This is a genomic window from Sphingomonas chlorellae, from assembly GCF_056485145.1.
Genome location: NZ_JBQXXM010000001.1, coordinates 26,745 through 40,580, shown reverse-complemented (window position 1 = coordinate 40,580; position 13,836 = coordinate 26,745). Strand labels below are relative to the sequence as shown.

Below are 13,836 nucleotides of genomic sequence, written 5' to 3'. Positions count from 1 at the left end.
GGATCAGTTGCTGACGGCGGCGCGGCGCAGGTCGCGTGCGCGGGTCAGGATGATGTCTTCAAGCTTCTGGACGGTCGCGGCCTGCACGGGGGCATTCACCCACTGGCCTGCCGTCTGCACCTGGCGGAGCGCCGCGACGCGCAGCGCATCGGCGCGCAGATCCTGGTCGAGGATCGTCACCGTCACCTTCATGCGCTCGGTCGGCGTGTTGGGGTTGATGTACCAGTCGGTTACGATCACGCCGCCTGCCGAGTCCGTCTGGAGCAGCGGCATGAAGCTCAGCGTGTCGAGGCTGGCGCGCCACAGATAGGCGTTGACGCCGATTGTCGTCACCTTCGACGCCGCCAGATCGGCATCGGGACGGTGGCGATGGCCGCACGCGGCGACGGAGAGAGCAAGCGACCCGAGGATCGCGGTGCGCAACAGGCGGTTCATCGACATTCCTAAAAGGCGGTGAAACAGGTGCAGCATCTATAGGCGCTGATATGGCGGGAGCAAGGCGGCAGGTGTGTCGTCGCGACTCGCCGGCGGCATCGCGTGCCGCGCCGCCGGCGCGTGACGACGTCGCCGATGCGCAAACCCGCACCGACTCTGTGTGCATGTTGCAACAGTTGCACGAAAAATGTCGGCGGCAGTGGAACCGCGGCCCGCTTCCGTGGTAGGCGTTAGCAACAGGAAGGGATCGAGTCATGCGAGTGTCGCGCTGGATGACGGGAACAGGGCTGGGGGCGCTTTGCGCCGCCGCGGCGCTGCTCGCCCCTGCGCTTCAGGCTCGCGAGAATGGCCGCATCCTGCGTCCGCTGGTCCGTCCGGTGGTCTCGGTCGCCGAAGGGGTGGCCGCCTTCACGCCCGCCGCCGCCGATCCCAAGCTTGCGGCGATGCTCGCGCGCTCGGGCATCGCGGGCAACGGCTTCCGTTTCACGCCGTCGCAGGCATCGCAGGCGATCAGCCGCGACGTCAGCGTCGCGGCGCGGGGTCGCGTCAGCGCTGTTCCGCGCCTCAACGCGAACAACGAAGCGGTGGCGATGCCGTCGGTTGGAATCGCACCGATCGCCTATAATCTCGGCGTCTCGGTCGGCTGGAAGAAGCTGGCGGTAACGGGCGATGCGGCCCGCGCCGAATTGCCCGTTGCGTCGGGCAATCGGGATCGCGCCAATCTGGGCGTCAGCTATTCGCCCGCGCGCGTCACGGCGCGCCTCCAGTCGGTCGAGGATCGGCCGCTCGCCAACACGCCGGTGCTGCTGGGCGGTGACAAGCCCAGCTATTCGATCGACGTCGGCGGCTCCTACGCGCTCACGCGCAACATCGATCTGACCGCGGGCGTCCGCGCCAAGTCGGATCGTGAGCGGCTGGTGCGCATGAACGAGGATCGCCGCGACAGCCAGGGCGTCTATGTGGGCACTGCCTTCCGCTTCTGATCGGCGCTGCCGCGGCTGAGTACGCGACTTCTTTTCCAGCTTCCGGTTACCCGATCCAGCCGTCGATCGCCGCCCAGCCGTGCAGCGGCAATCCTTTCAGCCGTTGCATCCGCCGGGCATCCATCCCGCCCAGCGCGATGACCGGCACCGTCAGCCCCGCGATCATCCGCGCCAGCCTCAGCGGCCCCAGTCCCGCCGCGCCGGGGTGCGAGCGCGTGGCAAAGACCGGCGACGCGAACACCAGATCGGCACCGGCGCGGATCGCCGCCACCGCCTCGCGCCGCGAATGGACCGGGCGCGTGTGAAGCCCCGGCGCGGCCCGGCGCGGGCGGCTGGCGCCATGGCGTCCATCGGCACGGCCCAGCCGGTCGTCGCCCGCGACCACCAGCACCAGTCGCCGCTGTCGGGCGACGCGCCGCACGCGCTCGAACAACGCCCGGCGCTCGGCCGGCGGAAGGCGGTAATGGCGAAACACCACGCCGCTGCCGCGCGGCAATCGCGCGAGCGCCGCCCACAGCGCGTCGCCCAGCCGCTCATCGGTCATCAGCCACAGGCGCGGGATGGGGTGGCGGGGTCGCATCGCCCCGCCTATAGCGCGGCTCATGTCCAGTGACGACGCCTCGCTCCGCCTTGCCGATGTCCGCACGCATATCGCGCGTGCCGCCCGTATCGCCGGCCGCCCCGCCGACGGGGTGACGCTGATCGCGGTCTCCAAGACCCACGACGCCGCCGCCATCGCGCCGCTGATCGCCGCGGGACAGCGCGTGTTCGGCGAAAACCGCGTTCAGGAAGCCGCGGGCAAATGGCCTGCGCTGCGCGAGACGACCGACGGAATCGCGCTTCACCTTGTCGGCCAGCTTCAGTCGAACAAGGCCGAAGAGGCGGTCGCGCTGTTCGACGCGATCCATTCGGTCGATCGCCCCTCGCTCGTCACCGCGCTGGCCCGCGCGATGGACCGCACGGGGCGCCGCCCCGCATGCTTCCTTCAGGTCAATATCGGCGCCGAGCCGCAAAAGGGCGGCTGCGAGATCGAAGCGCTGCCCGCGCTGCTCGACGCGGCCCGCGCGGCAACGCTGCCGGTCGCGGGACTGATGTGCGTGCCGCCGGTCGGGCTCGAATCGGCGCCCTATTTCGCGCTGCTCGCCAAGCTGGCGCGCGATCATGCGCTCGACGGGCTCAGCATGGGCATGTCGGGCGACTATGAAACCGCGGTCACGCTGGGCGCGACGCATGTCCGCGTCGGCACCGCGCTGTTCGGCGCGCGCGGCTAGGCGCCGGTTTCAACTCCTGACGACGGGCGGACTTTCCCGATGCTCTCCACGCGCTTCCAGGCGATCCTGTTCGATTTCGACGGCGTGCTCATCGAAAGCGAATATGCCGGCAACAAGCAGATCGCCGATTATCTGACCGCGATCGGCCATCCCACCACGCCCGAAGAGTCGATGTCGAACTTCATGGGGCTGTCGGGCGACGCCTTTTACGGCGCGATCGAAAACTGGATCGGACGCCCGCTCCCGCACGATTTCCATGCGGCGCGCGCGCTCGAGGATGCCCGCGCGCTGGCCGAGGGGCTTCCCGAGGTCGCGGGGGCGCTCGACTTCCTCGAATCGCTTCCCGCCGACCTGCCGCGCGCGATCGCCTCGTCGAGCTCGACTCAATGGATCGACGCGCATCTTCGCCATCTCGGCGTGCGCGACCTGTTCGGCGACAAGATCTTCAGCGGCCGCGAGCATGTCGCGAACGGCAAGCCCGCGCCCGATCTCTACCTCCACGCCGCCGCGGCGCTGGGCGTGCCGATCGAGGCTTGCGTGATCCTCGAGGATTCGCCGGTGGGCGTGACCGGCGCTGTCGCCTCGGGCGCGACGGTGATCGGGCTGTGCGCCGGCCTGCATTGCGCGGCGGACCATGGCGAGCGCCTCCGCGCGCTGGGCGTCCAGCATATCGCCCATGATTTCGACGAGGTCGCGCGGCTGATCGCCTGAACCCTGCGCCTGCATTCGCAGGCGTACAGGGGTGATCAGAACGCGTGCCCGGTCCGGTCGCGCTTGGTCGCCAGATACCGCGCGTTGTGCGGATTCGCCGGCAGCACGTGCGGCACGCGTTCGAGCACGTCGACCCCGGCGGCGCGCAGCGTCTCCACCTTTTGCGGGTTGTTGGTCAGCAGCCGGATGCGCGGCTGGCCGAGCAGGGTCAGCATCCGCGCCGCGACGCGGAAGTTGCGCGCGTCGATCGCAAAGCCGAGCCGGGTGTTGGCGTCGACCGTGTCAAAGCCCTGATCCTGCAGCGCATAGGCGCGCAGCTTGTTGATCAGGCCGATGCCGCGGCCTTCCTGGCGCAGATAGAGCAGGATGCCCCAGCCGCTCCGGGCAATCTCGGCGATCGCCGCCTTCAGTTGCGGCCCGCAATCGCACTTCAGGCTGCCGAGCATGTCGCCGGTCAGGCATTCGCTGTGGAGCCGCACCAGCGGGGCTTCGCCGTTGGGCTGGCCGATCAGCAGTGCGACATGCTCGCCCGGCATCTCGTCGGTGCGAAACGCGACGATCTCGGCATCCTCGGCGGCCTCGACGGGCAGCCGCGCGCGCCCGACGATGCGCAGCCGGTCGGCATCTTCATGTGCGTCGATGTCCGCCAGCGTGATCGCGTCGGTCGCGTCGCCCTCCAGCACGAAGAAGGCGGGCAGCAGCCCCGCGATCCGTGCGAGTTGGAGCGCCGCCTCGGCGGCATCGGGCTGCACGACCGGAACGGCGCGGAACGGCCCTTTCAGCGGGGTGGCAAGGTCGAATTGCGGGTCGGCGAGCGCGGTCGCCGCATCGAAGTCGAGCCAGTCGACGCGCTCGATCAGCACCGGCGCGTCCGGGGTCGCCGCCTCGCGCTGGTTGGCGAGCTTGAGCGTCGCTGCACGGCCCGCCGAAAGCAGCACCGGCGCGGTTCCGGCTGGGTCGAAACGCGCCAGCCGCTCGGCATCGCCCGTTTCGACCGCGAGCAGCCTCAGCGTGCCCGCCGCGCCGCGGATCGCGATCGGCCAGCCGCGGCGCAGCGCGTCGACGGCCTCGGCGGCGGCACGCGCGTCGCTCAAAAATCGAACTCCGTGACGATCGGCACATGGTCCGACGGCTTGACCCACGATCGGCACGGCTCGCACACGCGGTGCGCAACGGCTTTGTCGGCCACGCTGCGCGACGCCCACATATGGTCGAGCCGACGCCCGCGGTCCGATGCCGCCCAATCCTTCGCGCGATAGCTCCACCAGGTATAGCAGCGCGCGGGTGCGGGGATGAATTGCCGCCCCAGATCGACCCAGTCGTGCGCGGCGAACAGCCGCCCCAGCGCCTCGACCTCGATCGGCGTGTGGCTGACCACGTCGAGCAACTGCTTGTGGCTCCACACGTCGCATTCGAGCGGCGCGATATTGAAATCGCCGGTCAGGATCGTCGGCCGGTCGATCCCCGCCGCCCATTCGGTCATCCGCCCGACGAAATCGAGCTTCTGTCCGAACTTGGGGTTCACCTCGCGATCGGGGACGTCGCCGCCGGCGGGGACGTACACATTTTCCAGCCGCACGCCGTTGGGCAGCCGCACGCCGACATGCCGCGCCTCGGCATTGTCCTGCCAGTCGAACCGCGCATCCTCGACCAGCGGCACGCGGCTCAGGATCGCGACGCCGTGGTGCATCCGCTGGCCATGCTTGACGATATGGTCATAGCCGAGCGCGCGGAACGGCGCCTCGGGGAAATCGGCGTCGATCACCTTGGTTTCCTGCAGGCACAGGATATCGGGTGCCTCTTCCTGCAGAAACTGTTCGACGATGCCGATCCGGAAGCGGACCGAATTGATGTTCCAGGACGCGATCTTCACGTTCGCGGATGTAGCGACCCCGGCGGCCGAGCGCCAGCGGCAGCAACGCCGCCGGATCGCGATTTCGCGGCAAGCGCGGCCGGGAAGGCCCCAAATGGAAAGGCCCCCGCTCCGGGGGCAATGGAGCGAGGGCCGACCTAGCGTTCGTCACGCAGGCGGGAAACGAAACAATCCGGGCAACAGGGGGAAAATCCCGGCCTAGTTCCGTATCCGCAGCATCCTTTTAGGCACGGCTACCTGTCGCGAACATGAACGATTGCGAAAAAGCGTCAGCGTCCGCGCGGCCCCTGCGGGCGCGGGTCGTTCCAGCGGAACGTTCCGTCGCTCACCTCGACGTTCACGCGCTGGTTCGACAGCCGGATCGTGGTGCGGTTGTTCTGCGAATCGAGCGCGACCCAGCCCTGGAGCAACAGCCCCGCCGGTGCCGACGCGTCCTTGCGGAAGATCAGCGTGATCCGCCCATATTCGGGATGGCGCGTGTCATGCACCTCCACCGAAACGATTCGCGGATCGCCGCTCGGCTGGATGCGGGCAAAGCTGCCGATGTCGCGATTGGGGTCGAGCAGCACCGCCAGCGGCGAATTGCCGATCGGCCAGCGATTGACCTGGCTAACCTGATAATCAATGAAATACAGGCTCTTGCCGTCCGCGACGATCAGCTGGGGCACGCCCTTCTGATACTGGAACCGGATCTTGCCCGGGCGCTTCAGCGTCATCGTGCCGGTCAGCACCCGGCCGTTGCGGTCGGTCTGGCTGAAGCTCGCCGTCATGCTCGAAACGCTCTTCAGATGCTGCTGCACCTGGGCGAGTTCGCCCGCCGGCGCCGCGGCGACCAGCGCCGGGGCGGCAAGCGCAAGGGAAAGGGCAAGCGGCCGTGCAAACACGTCTTTTTCTCCAATATGCCTCGGGGGTCCGCGCTAGGCGCGGCGGATTGAACCCCTGCTGAACCCTTCGTCCGGCGAAACGATCCGGTCCCCGCGGCGCGCTACAGCGGGCGTCCGTCGGTATCCATCAGCACCTCGCGCCGGCCGACATGGTCGGGTTGCGACACCAGCCCCTCGCGCTCCATCCGCTCGATCAGCCGCGCCGCCGAGTTGTAGCCGACGCGCAACTGGCGCTGCAGCCACGACGTCGACGCCTTCTGGCTCTCGGCGACGAGTTGCACCGCGCGGCGATACAGCTGCTCCTCGGGCGAATCGTCGCCATCGGGCTCGCCGTCGAGCTTGAAGCCGCCGTCCGCCGGCTCCTCGGTGACGGCCGAGATATAGTCGGGCGCTCCCTGCGATCGCCAGAAATCGGCCACCGCCTGCACTTCCTCGTCGCTGACGAACGGGCCGTGGACGCGCGCGATCTGCTTGCCGCCGGGCATGTACAGCATATCGCCCTTGCCCAGCAGCTGCTCGGCGCCCTGTTCGCCCAGGATGGTGCGCGAATCGATCTTCGACGTGACGTGAAAGCTGATCCGCGTCGGCAGGTTGGCCTTGATGACGCCGGTGATGACGTCGACCGACGGGCGCTGCGTCGCCATGATGAGGTGGATGCCCGCCGCGCGCGCCTTTTGCGCCAGCCGCTGGATCAGGAACTCGACTTCCTTGCCCGCCGTCATCATCAGGTCGGCCAGCTCGTCGACGATCACGACGATCTGCGGCAGCGGCTGGAGGTCGAGCGTCTCCTCCTCATAGATCGGCTTGCCCGTGTCGGGGTCATAGCCGGTCTGCACCTTGCGCCCCAGCGTCTGCCCCTTGGCCTTGGCCTGGCGCACCTTGTCGTTGAACCCGGCGAGGCTGCGGACATTGACCGACGCCATCATCCGATAGCGGTCCTCCATCGTCTCCACCGCCCATTTGAGCGCGCGCACCGCCTTGGGCGGATCGGTGACGACGTCGGCGAGCAGATGCGGAATGTCCTTGTACATCGACAGTTCGAGCATCTTGGGGTCGATCATGATCATCCGGCACTGGTCCGGCGTCAGCCGGTAGAGCAGCGACAGGATCATGCAGTTGAGCCCCACCGACTTGCCCGACCCGGTCGTGCCGGCGACGAGCAGGTGCGGCATCGGCGCCAGGTCGGCGATCACGGGATCGCCCGCGATGTTCTTGCCCAGCACGATCGGCAACGACGCGCCCTGGTCCTCGAAGCTCTGGCTGCCGATCAGCTCCTGCAGGTTCACCGTCTCGCGCTTGGCGTTGGGCAGCTCGATGCCGATCACCGTGCGCCCGGGGATCGTCGCGACGCGCGCCGAGATCGCCGACATGTTGCGCGCGATGTCGTCGGCAAGCTGGATGACGCGGCTCGCCTTGATCCCGCTCGCGGGCTCCAGCTCGTACATCGTCACCACCGGGCCGGGGCGCACTTCGACGATCTGGCCCTTGACGTGGAAATCCTCGAGCACGCTCTCGAGCAGCCGGGCGTTGCGCTCCAGCGCGGCCTTGTCGATCGCGGCATTCTGGTTGGGTGCCGGCGCCTTCAGCAGGTCGATCGGCGGCAGCTTGTAGCTGTCCTTGAAATCCAGGCTGTCCTGCACCGGCGGCTTGGTGCGCGCAGGCGAGGGGGCCAGGTTCCGCTCGGCGATCACGGGGCCGGGCCGGTTGTCGGGTACCACCTGCTTGCGCGGCTCGGCCGGTTCGCGCAGCTCGCGGCGGCCACCTGCACGCAGCCCCCAGCGCGGCGCGGGCGCGTCGTCATCGTCGTCGTCGCCGAATGCCGCATCGTCCTCCGCCGCGGCGTCGCCCGCGTCGAACGCCGCCGGGCCGCTCAGCCGCGCCGGCTGGTGCGCCAGCCGCAGCGCGGGCAGGTGCAGCCCGCCCTCGGGCATCCGCACGCCCAGGCTGCGCCACCACAGCACCAGTCCGGCGAGTGCGAACACCAGCCCCAGCCCGCGCTCGGTCCAGAAGACGATATCGGCATCGCCGATCAGCGCGGTGCCCCAGCGGAACACTGCGGTGATCGCCCATCCGACCACGCCGCCCCAGCCGCCGACGAGCCACAGCACCGCGTCGCTCGAGAAAAAGGCGAGCGCGGTCGACATCAGCACCACGCCGCCCAGCACGCCCGCAAGCATCCGGCCCCACCGGCCGACGGGGCGATCGCGCATCAGCCGCGCGGCGATCACGAATCCCGCCGGTGCGATCAGCCCCACGGGCAGCCCCAGCAGCGCGAGCAGCAGGTCGGCGATCCACGCCCCCGGCGTGCCCAGCAGATTGTGCGCAGGGCCGCCCGACGCAGTGTTCAGCGACGGGTCCTGCGGGTGATAGGTCAGCAGCGCGAGCAGCAGCGCAAAGGTCGCGGCAAAGATCAGCGCGCCGCCGATCAGCGTCCCGCTGCGGCGGGCGCCAGCCTTCATCGTGTCGCGGAACAGCGACGGTTGTGCGCGGGACGCCATGTCGTCCGGCCTCCGGATTGTCAGGAACAGGCGGCAAAGCATCGTCGCTGGCGAGTCCCGCGTCAAGATGGACCTGTTTTGTACCGGATTCGCCGTGCCGGTGCCGCGCATGGGCTGGTGCGCGCCGCCGACTGTGCTACGGACGGCACCATGGAACGCGCGGATGTCCTCATTCTGGGCGGCGGGCTGGTCGGCAGCGCGCTTGCGGTGGCGCTCGATGCGCATGGTCTCTCGTCGATCGTCGTCGATCCTGCCGATCCCGAACGGATCCTGGCGGCCGAATTCGACGGGCGCGCCTCGGCCATTGCCGCCGCGCCGCTGCGCATGTTCGAGGCGATCGGCGTCGCGCCGCGGCTCGCCGGGCTCGGCTGCCCGATCGAAAGCATCCGCGTCAGCGACGGGCTGGCGCCCGGCAAGCTCGATTTCGAACCCGATGCCGACGAGACGGCGCTCGGCGTGATGTTCGAGAACCGCGTGCTGCGCACCGCGCTGTTCCAGGCGGCACAGGCGGCGCCGCGCGCCGATGTGCGGATGCAGACGCGCGCCGTCGCGGTCGAACGCGGACCGACGGGTGTCACCGCCACGCTCGATTCGGGTGCGGTCGTCCATGCGCAGCTGCTCATCGCCGCCGAAGGGCGCAATTCGCCGACGCGCGAGGCCGCGGGGCTCAAGGTCGCGCGCTGGACCTACGACCATGCCGCGATGATCGCCACGGTCGGCCATGCGCGCAGCCACGAAAACACCGCGTTCGAGATTTTCTATCCCGAAGGGCCGTTCGCGATCCTGCCGCTTCCCGACGATGCGCACGGCCATCGCTCGGCAGTGGTGTGGACGGTCAAGGGCCGCGATGCCGATGCGCTCAAGCGCATCTCGCCGCGTGCCTATATGGCCGAAATGGAAAAGCGCATGGGCGGCTTCCTCGGCACGCTCGGCCCGCTTTCGGCGCGGTCGAGCTATCCGCTCGGCTTCCACCACGCCGCCTGGATCACCGCCGATCGGCTCGCACTCGTCGGCGACGCCGCGCACGGCATCCATCCGATCGCGGGGCAGGGGGTCAATGTCGGCTTCCGCGATGTCGCCACGCTCGTCGAGGTGCTCGTCGACGGCAAGCGGCTGGGGCTCGATCTCGGCGATCCGCAACTGCTCGCGCGCTATCAGCGCTGGCGCGGGCTCGACACCTTCATGGTCGCGCTGGCGACCGACGGGCTGACGCATCTGTTCGGCGTGCCCGGGCGCGCGGCCTCGCTCGTCCGCCGGATCGGGCTGTCGGCGGTCGACCGGCTGCCGCCGCTCAAGCAGTTCTTCATGGCCGAGGCGCGGGGCGAGAGCGGCGACGTGCCCAAGCTGCTTCAGGGCATCGCCGCCTGATCGCACCCGGTCACGGCATGGTGTAACGCCGGCCCTTGCCGGCGCGCCGGTGCCGCAATGGAAGAAGTTCGGCCGGCGGGGTTCAGTCGGCGGCGGTGCCGGTGCCGTCCAGGCCATCCAGCGGAATCGCCGCCTCGACCAGCAGCACGGGAACGCCGTCGCGGATCGGATAGGCGACGCCCGCCGCGTCGGATACCAGCCGGCCGCGCTCGGCGTCGTGGCGCAGCGGCGTGCGCGTCGCGGGGCAGACGAGCTTGGCGAGCAGCCAGGGATCGATCGTGTCGGTCATTGCAGCGTGATTCCGTCCTCTTCGCCGCGCCGCCCGAAAAACTGCATCAGCTGGATCACCAGTTCGGCGCGCGTGTCGAGGTCGGGCGCCTCGAGCAGCGCCTGCTTGGCGGCGACGTCGAACGGCGCGATCTGGGCGATGCCGTTGACCAGCGATTCGTCGTCGAGCCGTGCCACCGCAGTCCAGTCGACCGCATAGCCCAGCGCATCGGCAAAGCGCCGTGATTCGCGCTCCAGCGCCGCGCGCGCGCCCAGCGACAGCAGCTCGCTCTCGCCGATCGGCTCCAGCGCCGCCTCGACCTGGCGAAACGGCGTCGTCACCGCCAGCTCGCGCAGCACGGTGAACCGCGTCAGGCCTTCGAGCACGATGTCGTACCGGCCGTCCTCGTGCGCCTCGACCTCGGCGATCCGCCCGACGCAGCCCGTGTCGAACAGCGTCGGCGGCTCGGCCGAATCGCGCGGCTGGATCATGCCGATGCGGCGGTCGCGCGCCAGCGAATCGGAAATCATCGCGCGATAACGCGGTTCGAAGATGTGCAGGGGCAGGTGCAGGCGGGGGAACAGCAACGCCCCCGCCAGCGGAAACACCGAAAGCCGCGTGATCGTCATCCGAACAGGATCGCGGACAGCTTGCGCCGCTGCGCCGAAACCCAGGGGTCTTCCAGCCCCACCGCCTCGAACAGCTTCAGCAGCCGCTGGCGTGCCGCGCCCTCGTTCCATTCGCGGTCGTCGCGGACCATCGCCAGCAGCGTGTCGGCCGCCGCGTCGCGCTCGCCCGCCGCCATCAGCCCGCCCGCCAGTTCATAACGCGCGTCCATGTCCTCGGGATGCGCCGCGACATGCGCGCTCAGCCGGGCCAGATCGCCGACCGGCTGCGCCTCGCGTGCGATCGCGATCGCGGCCCGGGCGCGTTCGACCTCGGGCATCCGCGCCGCCTCTTCGGTCAGCGCCGCGATCGTCGCCTCGGCCTCGTCGGTCCGGCCCAGCGCGACCAGCGCGCGCGCGCGTCCCGCCGCCACCGCGCCATGCCCCGGCGCCATCGCGTCGATCTGGTCAAAGATCGAAAGCGCGCGCTCGGCATCGCCTTCGCCCAGCACCTGCTCGCCCATCGCGATCAGCGGCTCGATCTCGGCTTCGGCCTCCGCCTCGGCGCTCTGCACCGGGATCTGGCGCAGGATCTGGTCTAGCATCGTGCGCAGCTGCGATTCGGTGCGCGCCGAGGTCAGGTCGGCGACGAGCTGACCCTGGAACATCGCATAGACGGTCGGGATCGACCGCACCTGGAACTGCGCGGCGATGAACTGATTCTTGTCGACGTCGATCTTGGCCAGCCGCACGCCCTTGCCGGCATAGTCGGCGGCGACCTTTTCGAGCACGGGGCCCAGCGCCTTGCACGGGCCGCACCACTCCGCCCAGAAGTCGATGATGACGAGCTCGTGCATCGACGGTTCGACGATGTCGCGACGGAATGCGTCGACGGCTTCCTTCTCGGCGGTGCTGAGTCCAAGCGTGGCCAACGGAAAGGCTCCCAGGATTGATCGTTCGGTTGGTCGTCTATGTGGGCGTTCGCGCCGCGTGCGCCAAGCATTTTCAAAAAAGTGATTTGGGGGGTTGCGCGCCCCGAAACACGTTGCTAGTTGGCGCGCCTCAGCCCGGCCGGCTCGAACGACGAACCGGCCTTTGACGCCAGAGCGGGCGTAGCTCAGGGGTAGAGCACAACCTTGCCAAGGTTGGGGTCGAGGGTTCGAATCCCTTCGCCCGCTCCAGCGTTGACCGTAGAGGCATCGGCTCCGGTCTACGGCTTTTTCCTTCCCTGCAGGCCTTTATACCGATCAACGTCGTCCCGTCGTCGCGGCGGTATCATGCTTGCGTCGGAACCCGATCCGCGCTTTCCGGTTGGTCGGGTCGATCAGGACGGGAACGAATCATGCGATTTTCGGCATTTGCGCGCGCCTCTGCGGCGTTCTTCATCGCGATCATGGGGGTGGCCGCGACGCCCCCCGCCGCGGCGCAATCGCGCCCCTCGGTTTGGCGCAACCCGTCGAACAGCGTGCATGTCCGCACCGAACCCTGCGGCGCCGCGATGTGCGGCGTCGTCGTCTGGGCAAGCGAGAAGGCGATCGCCGATGCGCGGCGCGGCGGCACGCCGGCGCTCGTCGGCACGCGGCTCTTCCGCGATTTCCGCAAGACCGGGCCGAACGACTGGGAGGGCAAGGTGTTCATCCCCGATCTCGGCGTCACGCTGTCGGGGACGCTGACGCTGGTCGGGCGCGATCAGATGGTCGGCAAGGGCTGCGTTGCGCGCAATCTCGGCTGCCGCAGCCAGACCTGGACGCGAATCGGCAACTGATTCGCCGATCCGCGCGGCGCCCGGCCGCGCTCAGGCGTCGTTGGCGGGCCGGCGCGGGCTCGGCCGGTCGGCGACCATCCGTTCGCCGTCGATCACGATCGGACAGGCGAGCCCCGGCACGCCCTCGCGCACGATCTGCATCCCGCGCGCACGCACCTGCGGATCGGCGAACACCTCGTCGATCCGGTTGATCGGCCCGGCGGGGACGCCCTCGGCCTCCAGCGCCTCGTACAGCGCCGCCTTGGGCCAGCGCGCGATCGCCGCGGCCAGCGCGGGGATCAGCTCGGCGCGATTCGTCACGCGCCCCGGATTGGTCGCAAAGCGTGCATCCTCGTGGAGCGTCAGCCCCAGCACGCCGCACAGCCGTGCGAACTGCCCGTCATTGCCCACCGCGATGATCAGGTCGCCGTCCTGCGTCGCGAACGCCTGGTACGGCGCCAGGTTGGCATGGCCGTTGCCCATGCGGTGCGGCACCTTGCCGCTCGCCATCCAGTTGAGCGCCTGGTTGGCGAGCACGCCCACCTGCGTGTCGAGCAGCGCCATGTCGATATGCGCGCCGGTGCCGGTCGCGTCGCGCCGACGCAGCGCCGCCAGGATCGCCACCGCCGAATAGACGCCGGTGAACAGGTCGACATAGGCGACGCCCGCCTTTTGCGGCGCGCCGTCGGGCTCGCCGGTCAGGCTCATCGCCCCGCCCATGCCCTGGATGATGAAGTCATAGCCCGCGCGCCGGGCATAGGGGCCGGTCTGGCCGAACCCGGTGATCGAACACACCACCAGCCGCGGGTCGGCGGCGCGCAGGCTGGCGGCATCGAGCCCGTATTTGACCAGCCCGCCGACCTTGTAGTTCTCGATCACCACATCGGCGTCGGCGATCAGCGACCGCACCCGCGCCTGCCCCTCGGGCGTGGCGATGTCGATCGCGACCGACTGCTTGCCGCGGTTGCACGCGTGGAAATAGGCCGCGTCGCGATTCTCGCCCGCGGCGTCGTGCAGAAAGGGCGGGCCCCAGTGGCGCGTGTCGTCGCCCGCGCCGGGACGCTCGATCTTGATCACCTCGGCGCCCAGGTCGGCGAGCAGCTGCCCGCACCACGGCCCCGCCAGGATGCGGGCCAGCTCGACGACCCTGATCCCCGCCAGCGGCTTCATGCGCCCGCGCCCGTGCGACCCGCCCC

15 protein-coding genes and 1 tRNA gene are annotated in these 13,836 nt (G+C 69.5%); 6 read left to right on the top strand and 10 right to left on the bottom strand.

Annotation, left to right across the window (positions count from 1 at the left end; genetic code table 11):
* Positions 1-3: 3 nt before the first annotated feature.
* Positions 4-435 (bottom strand): DUF3576 domain-containing protein, encoded by a 432-nt coding sequence (locus ACT3CF_RS00170; RefSeq protein WP_478419693.1) that lies wholly within the window; start codon positions 433-435, stop codon positions 4-6.
* A 254-nt stretch (positions 436-689) separates the two neighbouring features.
* On the opposite strand from ACT3CF_RS00170, the gene ACT3CF_RS00165 reads away from it, so the two are divergent.
* Positions 690-1,418 (top strand): hypothetical protein, encoded by a 729-nt coding sequence (locus ACT3CF_RS00165; protein WP_478419692.1) that lies wholly within the window; start codon positions 690-692, stop codon positions 1,416-1,418.
* Between the two features lie 46 nt (positions 1,419-1,464).
* On the opposite strand, the gene ACT3CF_RS00160 is transcribed toward ACT3CF_RS00165, so the two are convergent.
* Positions 1,465-1,998: a thiamine phosphate synthase gene (locus tag ACT3CF_RS00160; protein ID WP_478419691.1), complete on the bottom strand. Its 534-nt coding sequence runs from the start codon at positions 1,996-1,998 to the stop codon at positions 1,465-1,467.
* A gap of 22 nt (positions 1,999-2,020) precedes the next feature.
* Here ACT3CF_RS00160 and ACT3CF_RS00155 point away from each other — a divergent pair, with 22 nt between their 5' ends.
* Together ACT3CF_RS00155 and ACT3CF_RS00150 are read left to right on the top strand one after the other, a co-directional pair.
* Complete coding sequence (locus ACT3CF_RS00155) at positions 2,021-2,689, top strand: YggS family pyridoxal phosphate-dependent enzyme (protein ID WP_478419690.1); 669 nt, start codon at positions 2,021-2,023, stop codon at positions 2,687-2,689.
* Between the two features lie 39 nt (positions 2,690-2,728).
* On the top strand, positions 2,729-3,400 hold the full coding sequence (locus ACT3CF_RS00150) for an HAD family hydrolase (RefSeq protein ID WP_478419689.1): 672 nt from the start codon (positions 2,729-2,731) through the stop codon (positions 3,398-3,400).
* Positions 3,401-3,435: 35 nt separating this feature from the next.
* Here the strand turns inward: ACT3CF_RS00150 and ribA are convergent, their stop codons facing one another.
* The 4 genes from ribA to ACT3CF_RS00130 all read right to left on the bottom strand — a co-directional run bounded on the left by ribA (position 3,436) and on the right by ACT3CF_RS00130 (position 8,655).
* On the bottom strand, positions 3,436-4,494 hold the full coding sequence (gene ribA, locus ACT3CF_RS00145) for a GTP cyclohydrolase II (RefSeq protein WP_478419688.1): 1,059 nt from the start codon (positions 4,492-4,494) through the stop codon (positions 3,436-3,438).
* Positions 4,491-5,273 carry an exodeoxyribonuclease III gene (locus tag ACT3CF_RS00140; protein WP_478419687.1) on the bottom strand — a complete coding sequence of 261 codons (783 nt, stop codon included), beginning with the start codon at positions 5,271-5,273 and terminating at the stop codon, positions 4,491-4,493. Before ACT3CF_RS00140 ends, ribA begins: the two co-directional genes overlap by 4 nt.
* A 269-nt stretch (positions 5,274-5,542) precedes the next feature.
* Positions 5,543-6,157: a LolA family protein gene (locus ACT3CF_RS00135; protein ID WP_478419686.1), complete on the bottom strand. Its 615-nt coding sequence runs from the start codon at positions 6,155-6,157 to the stop codon at positions 5,543-5,545.
* A 101-nt stretch (positions 6,158-6,258) separates the two neighbouring features.
* On the bottom strand, positions 6,259-8,655 hold the full coding sequence (locus ACT3CF_RS00130) for an FtsK/SpoIIIE family DNA translocase (protein WP_478419685.1): 2,397 nt from the start codon (positions 8,653-8,655) through the stop codon (positions 6,259-6,261).
* A gap of 150 nt (positions 8,656-8,805) precedes the next feature.
* On the opposite strand from ACT3CF_RS00130, the gene ACT3CF_RS00125 reads away from it, so the two are divergent.
* Positions 8,806-10,023: a UbiH/UbiF/VisC/COQ6 family ubiquinone biosynthesis hydroxylase gene (locus ACT3CF_RS00125; RefSeq protein ID WP_478421285.1), complete on the top strand. Its 1,218-nt coding sequence runs from the start codon at positions 8,806-8,808 to the stop codon at positions 10,021-10,023.
* Between the two features lie 82 nt (positions 10,024-10,105).
* Here the strand turns inward: ACT3CF_RS00125 and ACT3CF_RS00120 are convergent, their stop codons facing one another.
* Genes ACT3CF_RS00120 through ACT3CF_RS00110 form a run of 3 tightly spaced genes read right to left on the bottom strand, consistent with a single transcriptional unit; the run spans position 10,106 to position 11,828 of the window.
* On the bottom strand, positions 10,106-10,312 hold the full coding sequence (locus tag ACT3CF_RS00120) for a Trm112 family protein (RefSeq protein ID WP_478419684.1): 207 nt from the start codon (positions 10,310-10,312) through the stop codon (positions 10,106-10,108).
* A complete protein-coding gene (locus ACT3CF_RS00115) occupies positions 10,309-10,920 on the bottom strand; it encodes an LON peptidase substrate-binding domain-containing protein (RefSeq protein ID WP_478419683.1) in 612 nt (203 codons plus the stop codon). The genes ACT3CF_RS00120 and ACT3CF_RS00115 overlap by 4 nt, the downstream gene beginning before the upstream one ends.
* Positions 10,917-11,828, bottom strand: a complete 912-nt coding sequence (locus ACT3CF_RS00110) for a tetratricopeptide repeat protein (protein WP_478419682.1) — start codon at positions 11,826-11,828, stop codon at positions 10,917-10,919. Before ACT3CF_RS00110 ends, ACT3CF_RS00115 begins: the two co-directional genes overlap by 4 nt.
* Before the next feature lie 174 nt (positions 11,829-12,002).
* Between ACT3CF_RS00110 and ACT3CF_RS00105 the strand changes: the two genes are divergently transcribed.
* Both ACT3CF_RS00105 and ACT3CF_RS00100 read left to right on the top strand, forming a co-directional pair.
* A tRNA-Gly gene (locus ACT3CF_RS00105) sits at positions 12,003-12,077 on the top strand.
* Between the two features lie 161 nt (positions 12,078-12,238).
* On the top strand, positions 12,239-12,661 hold the full coding sequence (locus tag ACT3CF_RS00100; RefSeq protein WP_478419681.1) for a DUF2147 domain-containing protein: 423 nt from the start codon (positions 12,239-12,241) through the stop codon (positions 12,659-12,661).
* A gap of 30 nt (positions 12,662-12,691) precedes the next feature.
* Here ACT3CF_RS00100 and ACT3CF_RS00095 read toward each other — a convergent pair whose 3' ends face one another.
* The gene (locus ACT3CF_RS00095; protein WP_478419680.1) at positions 12,692-13,810 is read right to left on the bottom strand and encodes a CaiB/BaiF CoA transferase family protein; all 1,119 of its coding nucleotides are present in this window, start codon (positions 13,808-13,810) and stop codon (positions 12,692-12,694) included.
* Between the last annotated feature and the right edge of the window lie 26 nt (positions 13,811-13,836).

Bases quoted from the DNA above. Each gene is read 5' to 3' on its own strand.
- ACT3CF_RS00170 (WP_478419693.1), bottom strand. From the start codon at position 435: ATGAACCGCCTGTTGCGCACCGCGATCCTCGGGTCGCTTGCTCTCTCC.
- ACT3CF_RS00165 (WP_478419692.1), top strand. From the start codon at position 690: ATGCGAGTGTCGCGCTGGATGACGGGAACAGGGCTGGGGGCGCTTTGC.
- ACT3CF_RS00160 (WP_478419691.1), bottom strand. From the start codon at position 1,998: ATGCGACCCCGCCACCCCATCCCGCGCCTGTGGCTGATGACCGATGAG.
- ACT3CF_RS00155 (WP_478419690.1), top strand. From the start codon at position 2,021: ATGTCCAGTGACGACGCCTCGCTCCGCCTTGCCGATGTCCGCACGCAT.
- ACT3CF_RS00150 (WP_478419689.1), top strand. From the start codon at position 2,729: ATGCTCTCCACGCGCTTCCAGGCGATCCTGTTCGATTTCGACGGCGTG.
- ACT3CF_RS00130 (WP_478419685.1), bottom strand. From the start codon at position 8,655: ATGGCGTCCCGCGCACAACCGTCGCTGTTCCGCGACACGATGAAGGCT.
- ACT3CF_RS00125 (WP_478421285.1), top strand. From the start codon at position 8,806: ATGGAACGCGCGGATGTCCTCATTCTGGGCGGCGGGCTGGTCGGCAGC.
- ACT3CF_RS00120 (WP_478419684.1), bottom strand. From the start codon at position 10,312: ATGACCGACACGATCGATCCCTGGCTGCTCGCCAAGCTCGTCTGCCCC.
- ACT3CF_RS00115 (WP_478419683.1), bottom strand. From the start codon at position 10,920: ATGACGATCACGCGGCTTTCGGTGTTTCCGCTGGCGGGGGCGTTGCTG.
- ACT3CF_RS00100 (WP_478419681.1), top strand. From the start codon at position 12,239: ATGCGATTTTCGGCATTTGCGCGCGCCTCTGCGGCGTTCTTCATCGCG.
- ACT3CF_RS00095 (WP_478419680.1), bottom strand. From the start codon at position 13,810: ATGAAGCCGCTGGCGGGGATCAGGGTCGTCGAGCTGGCCCGCATCCTG.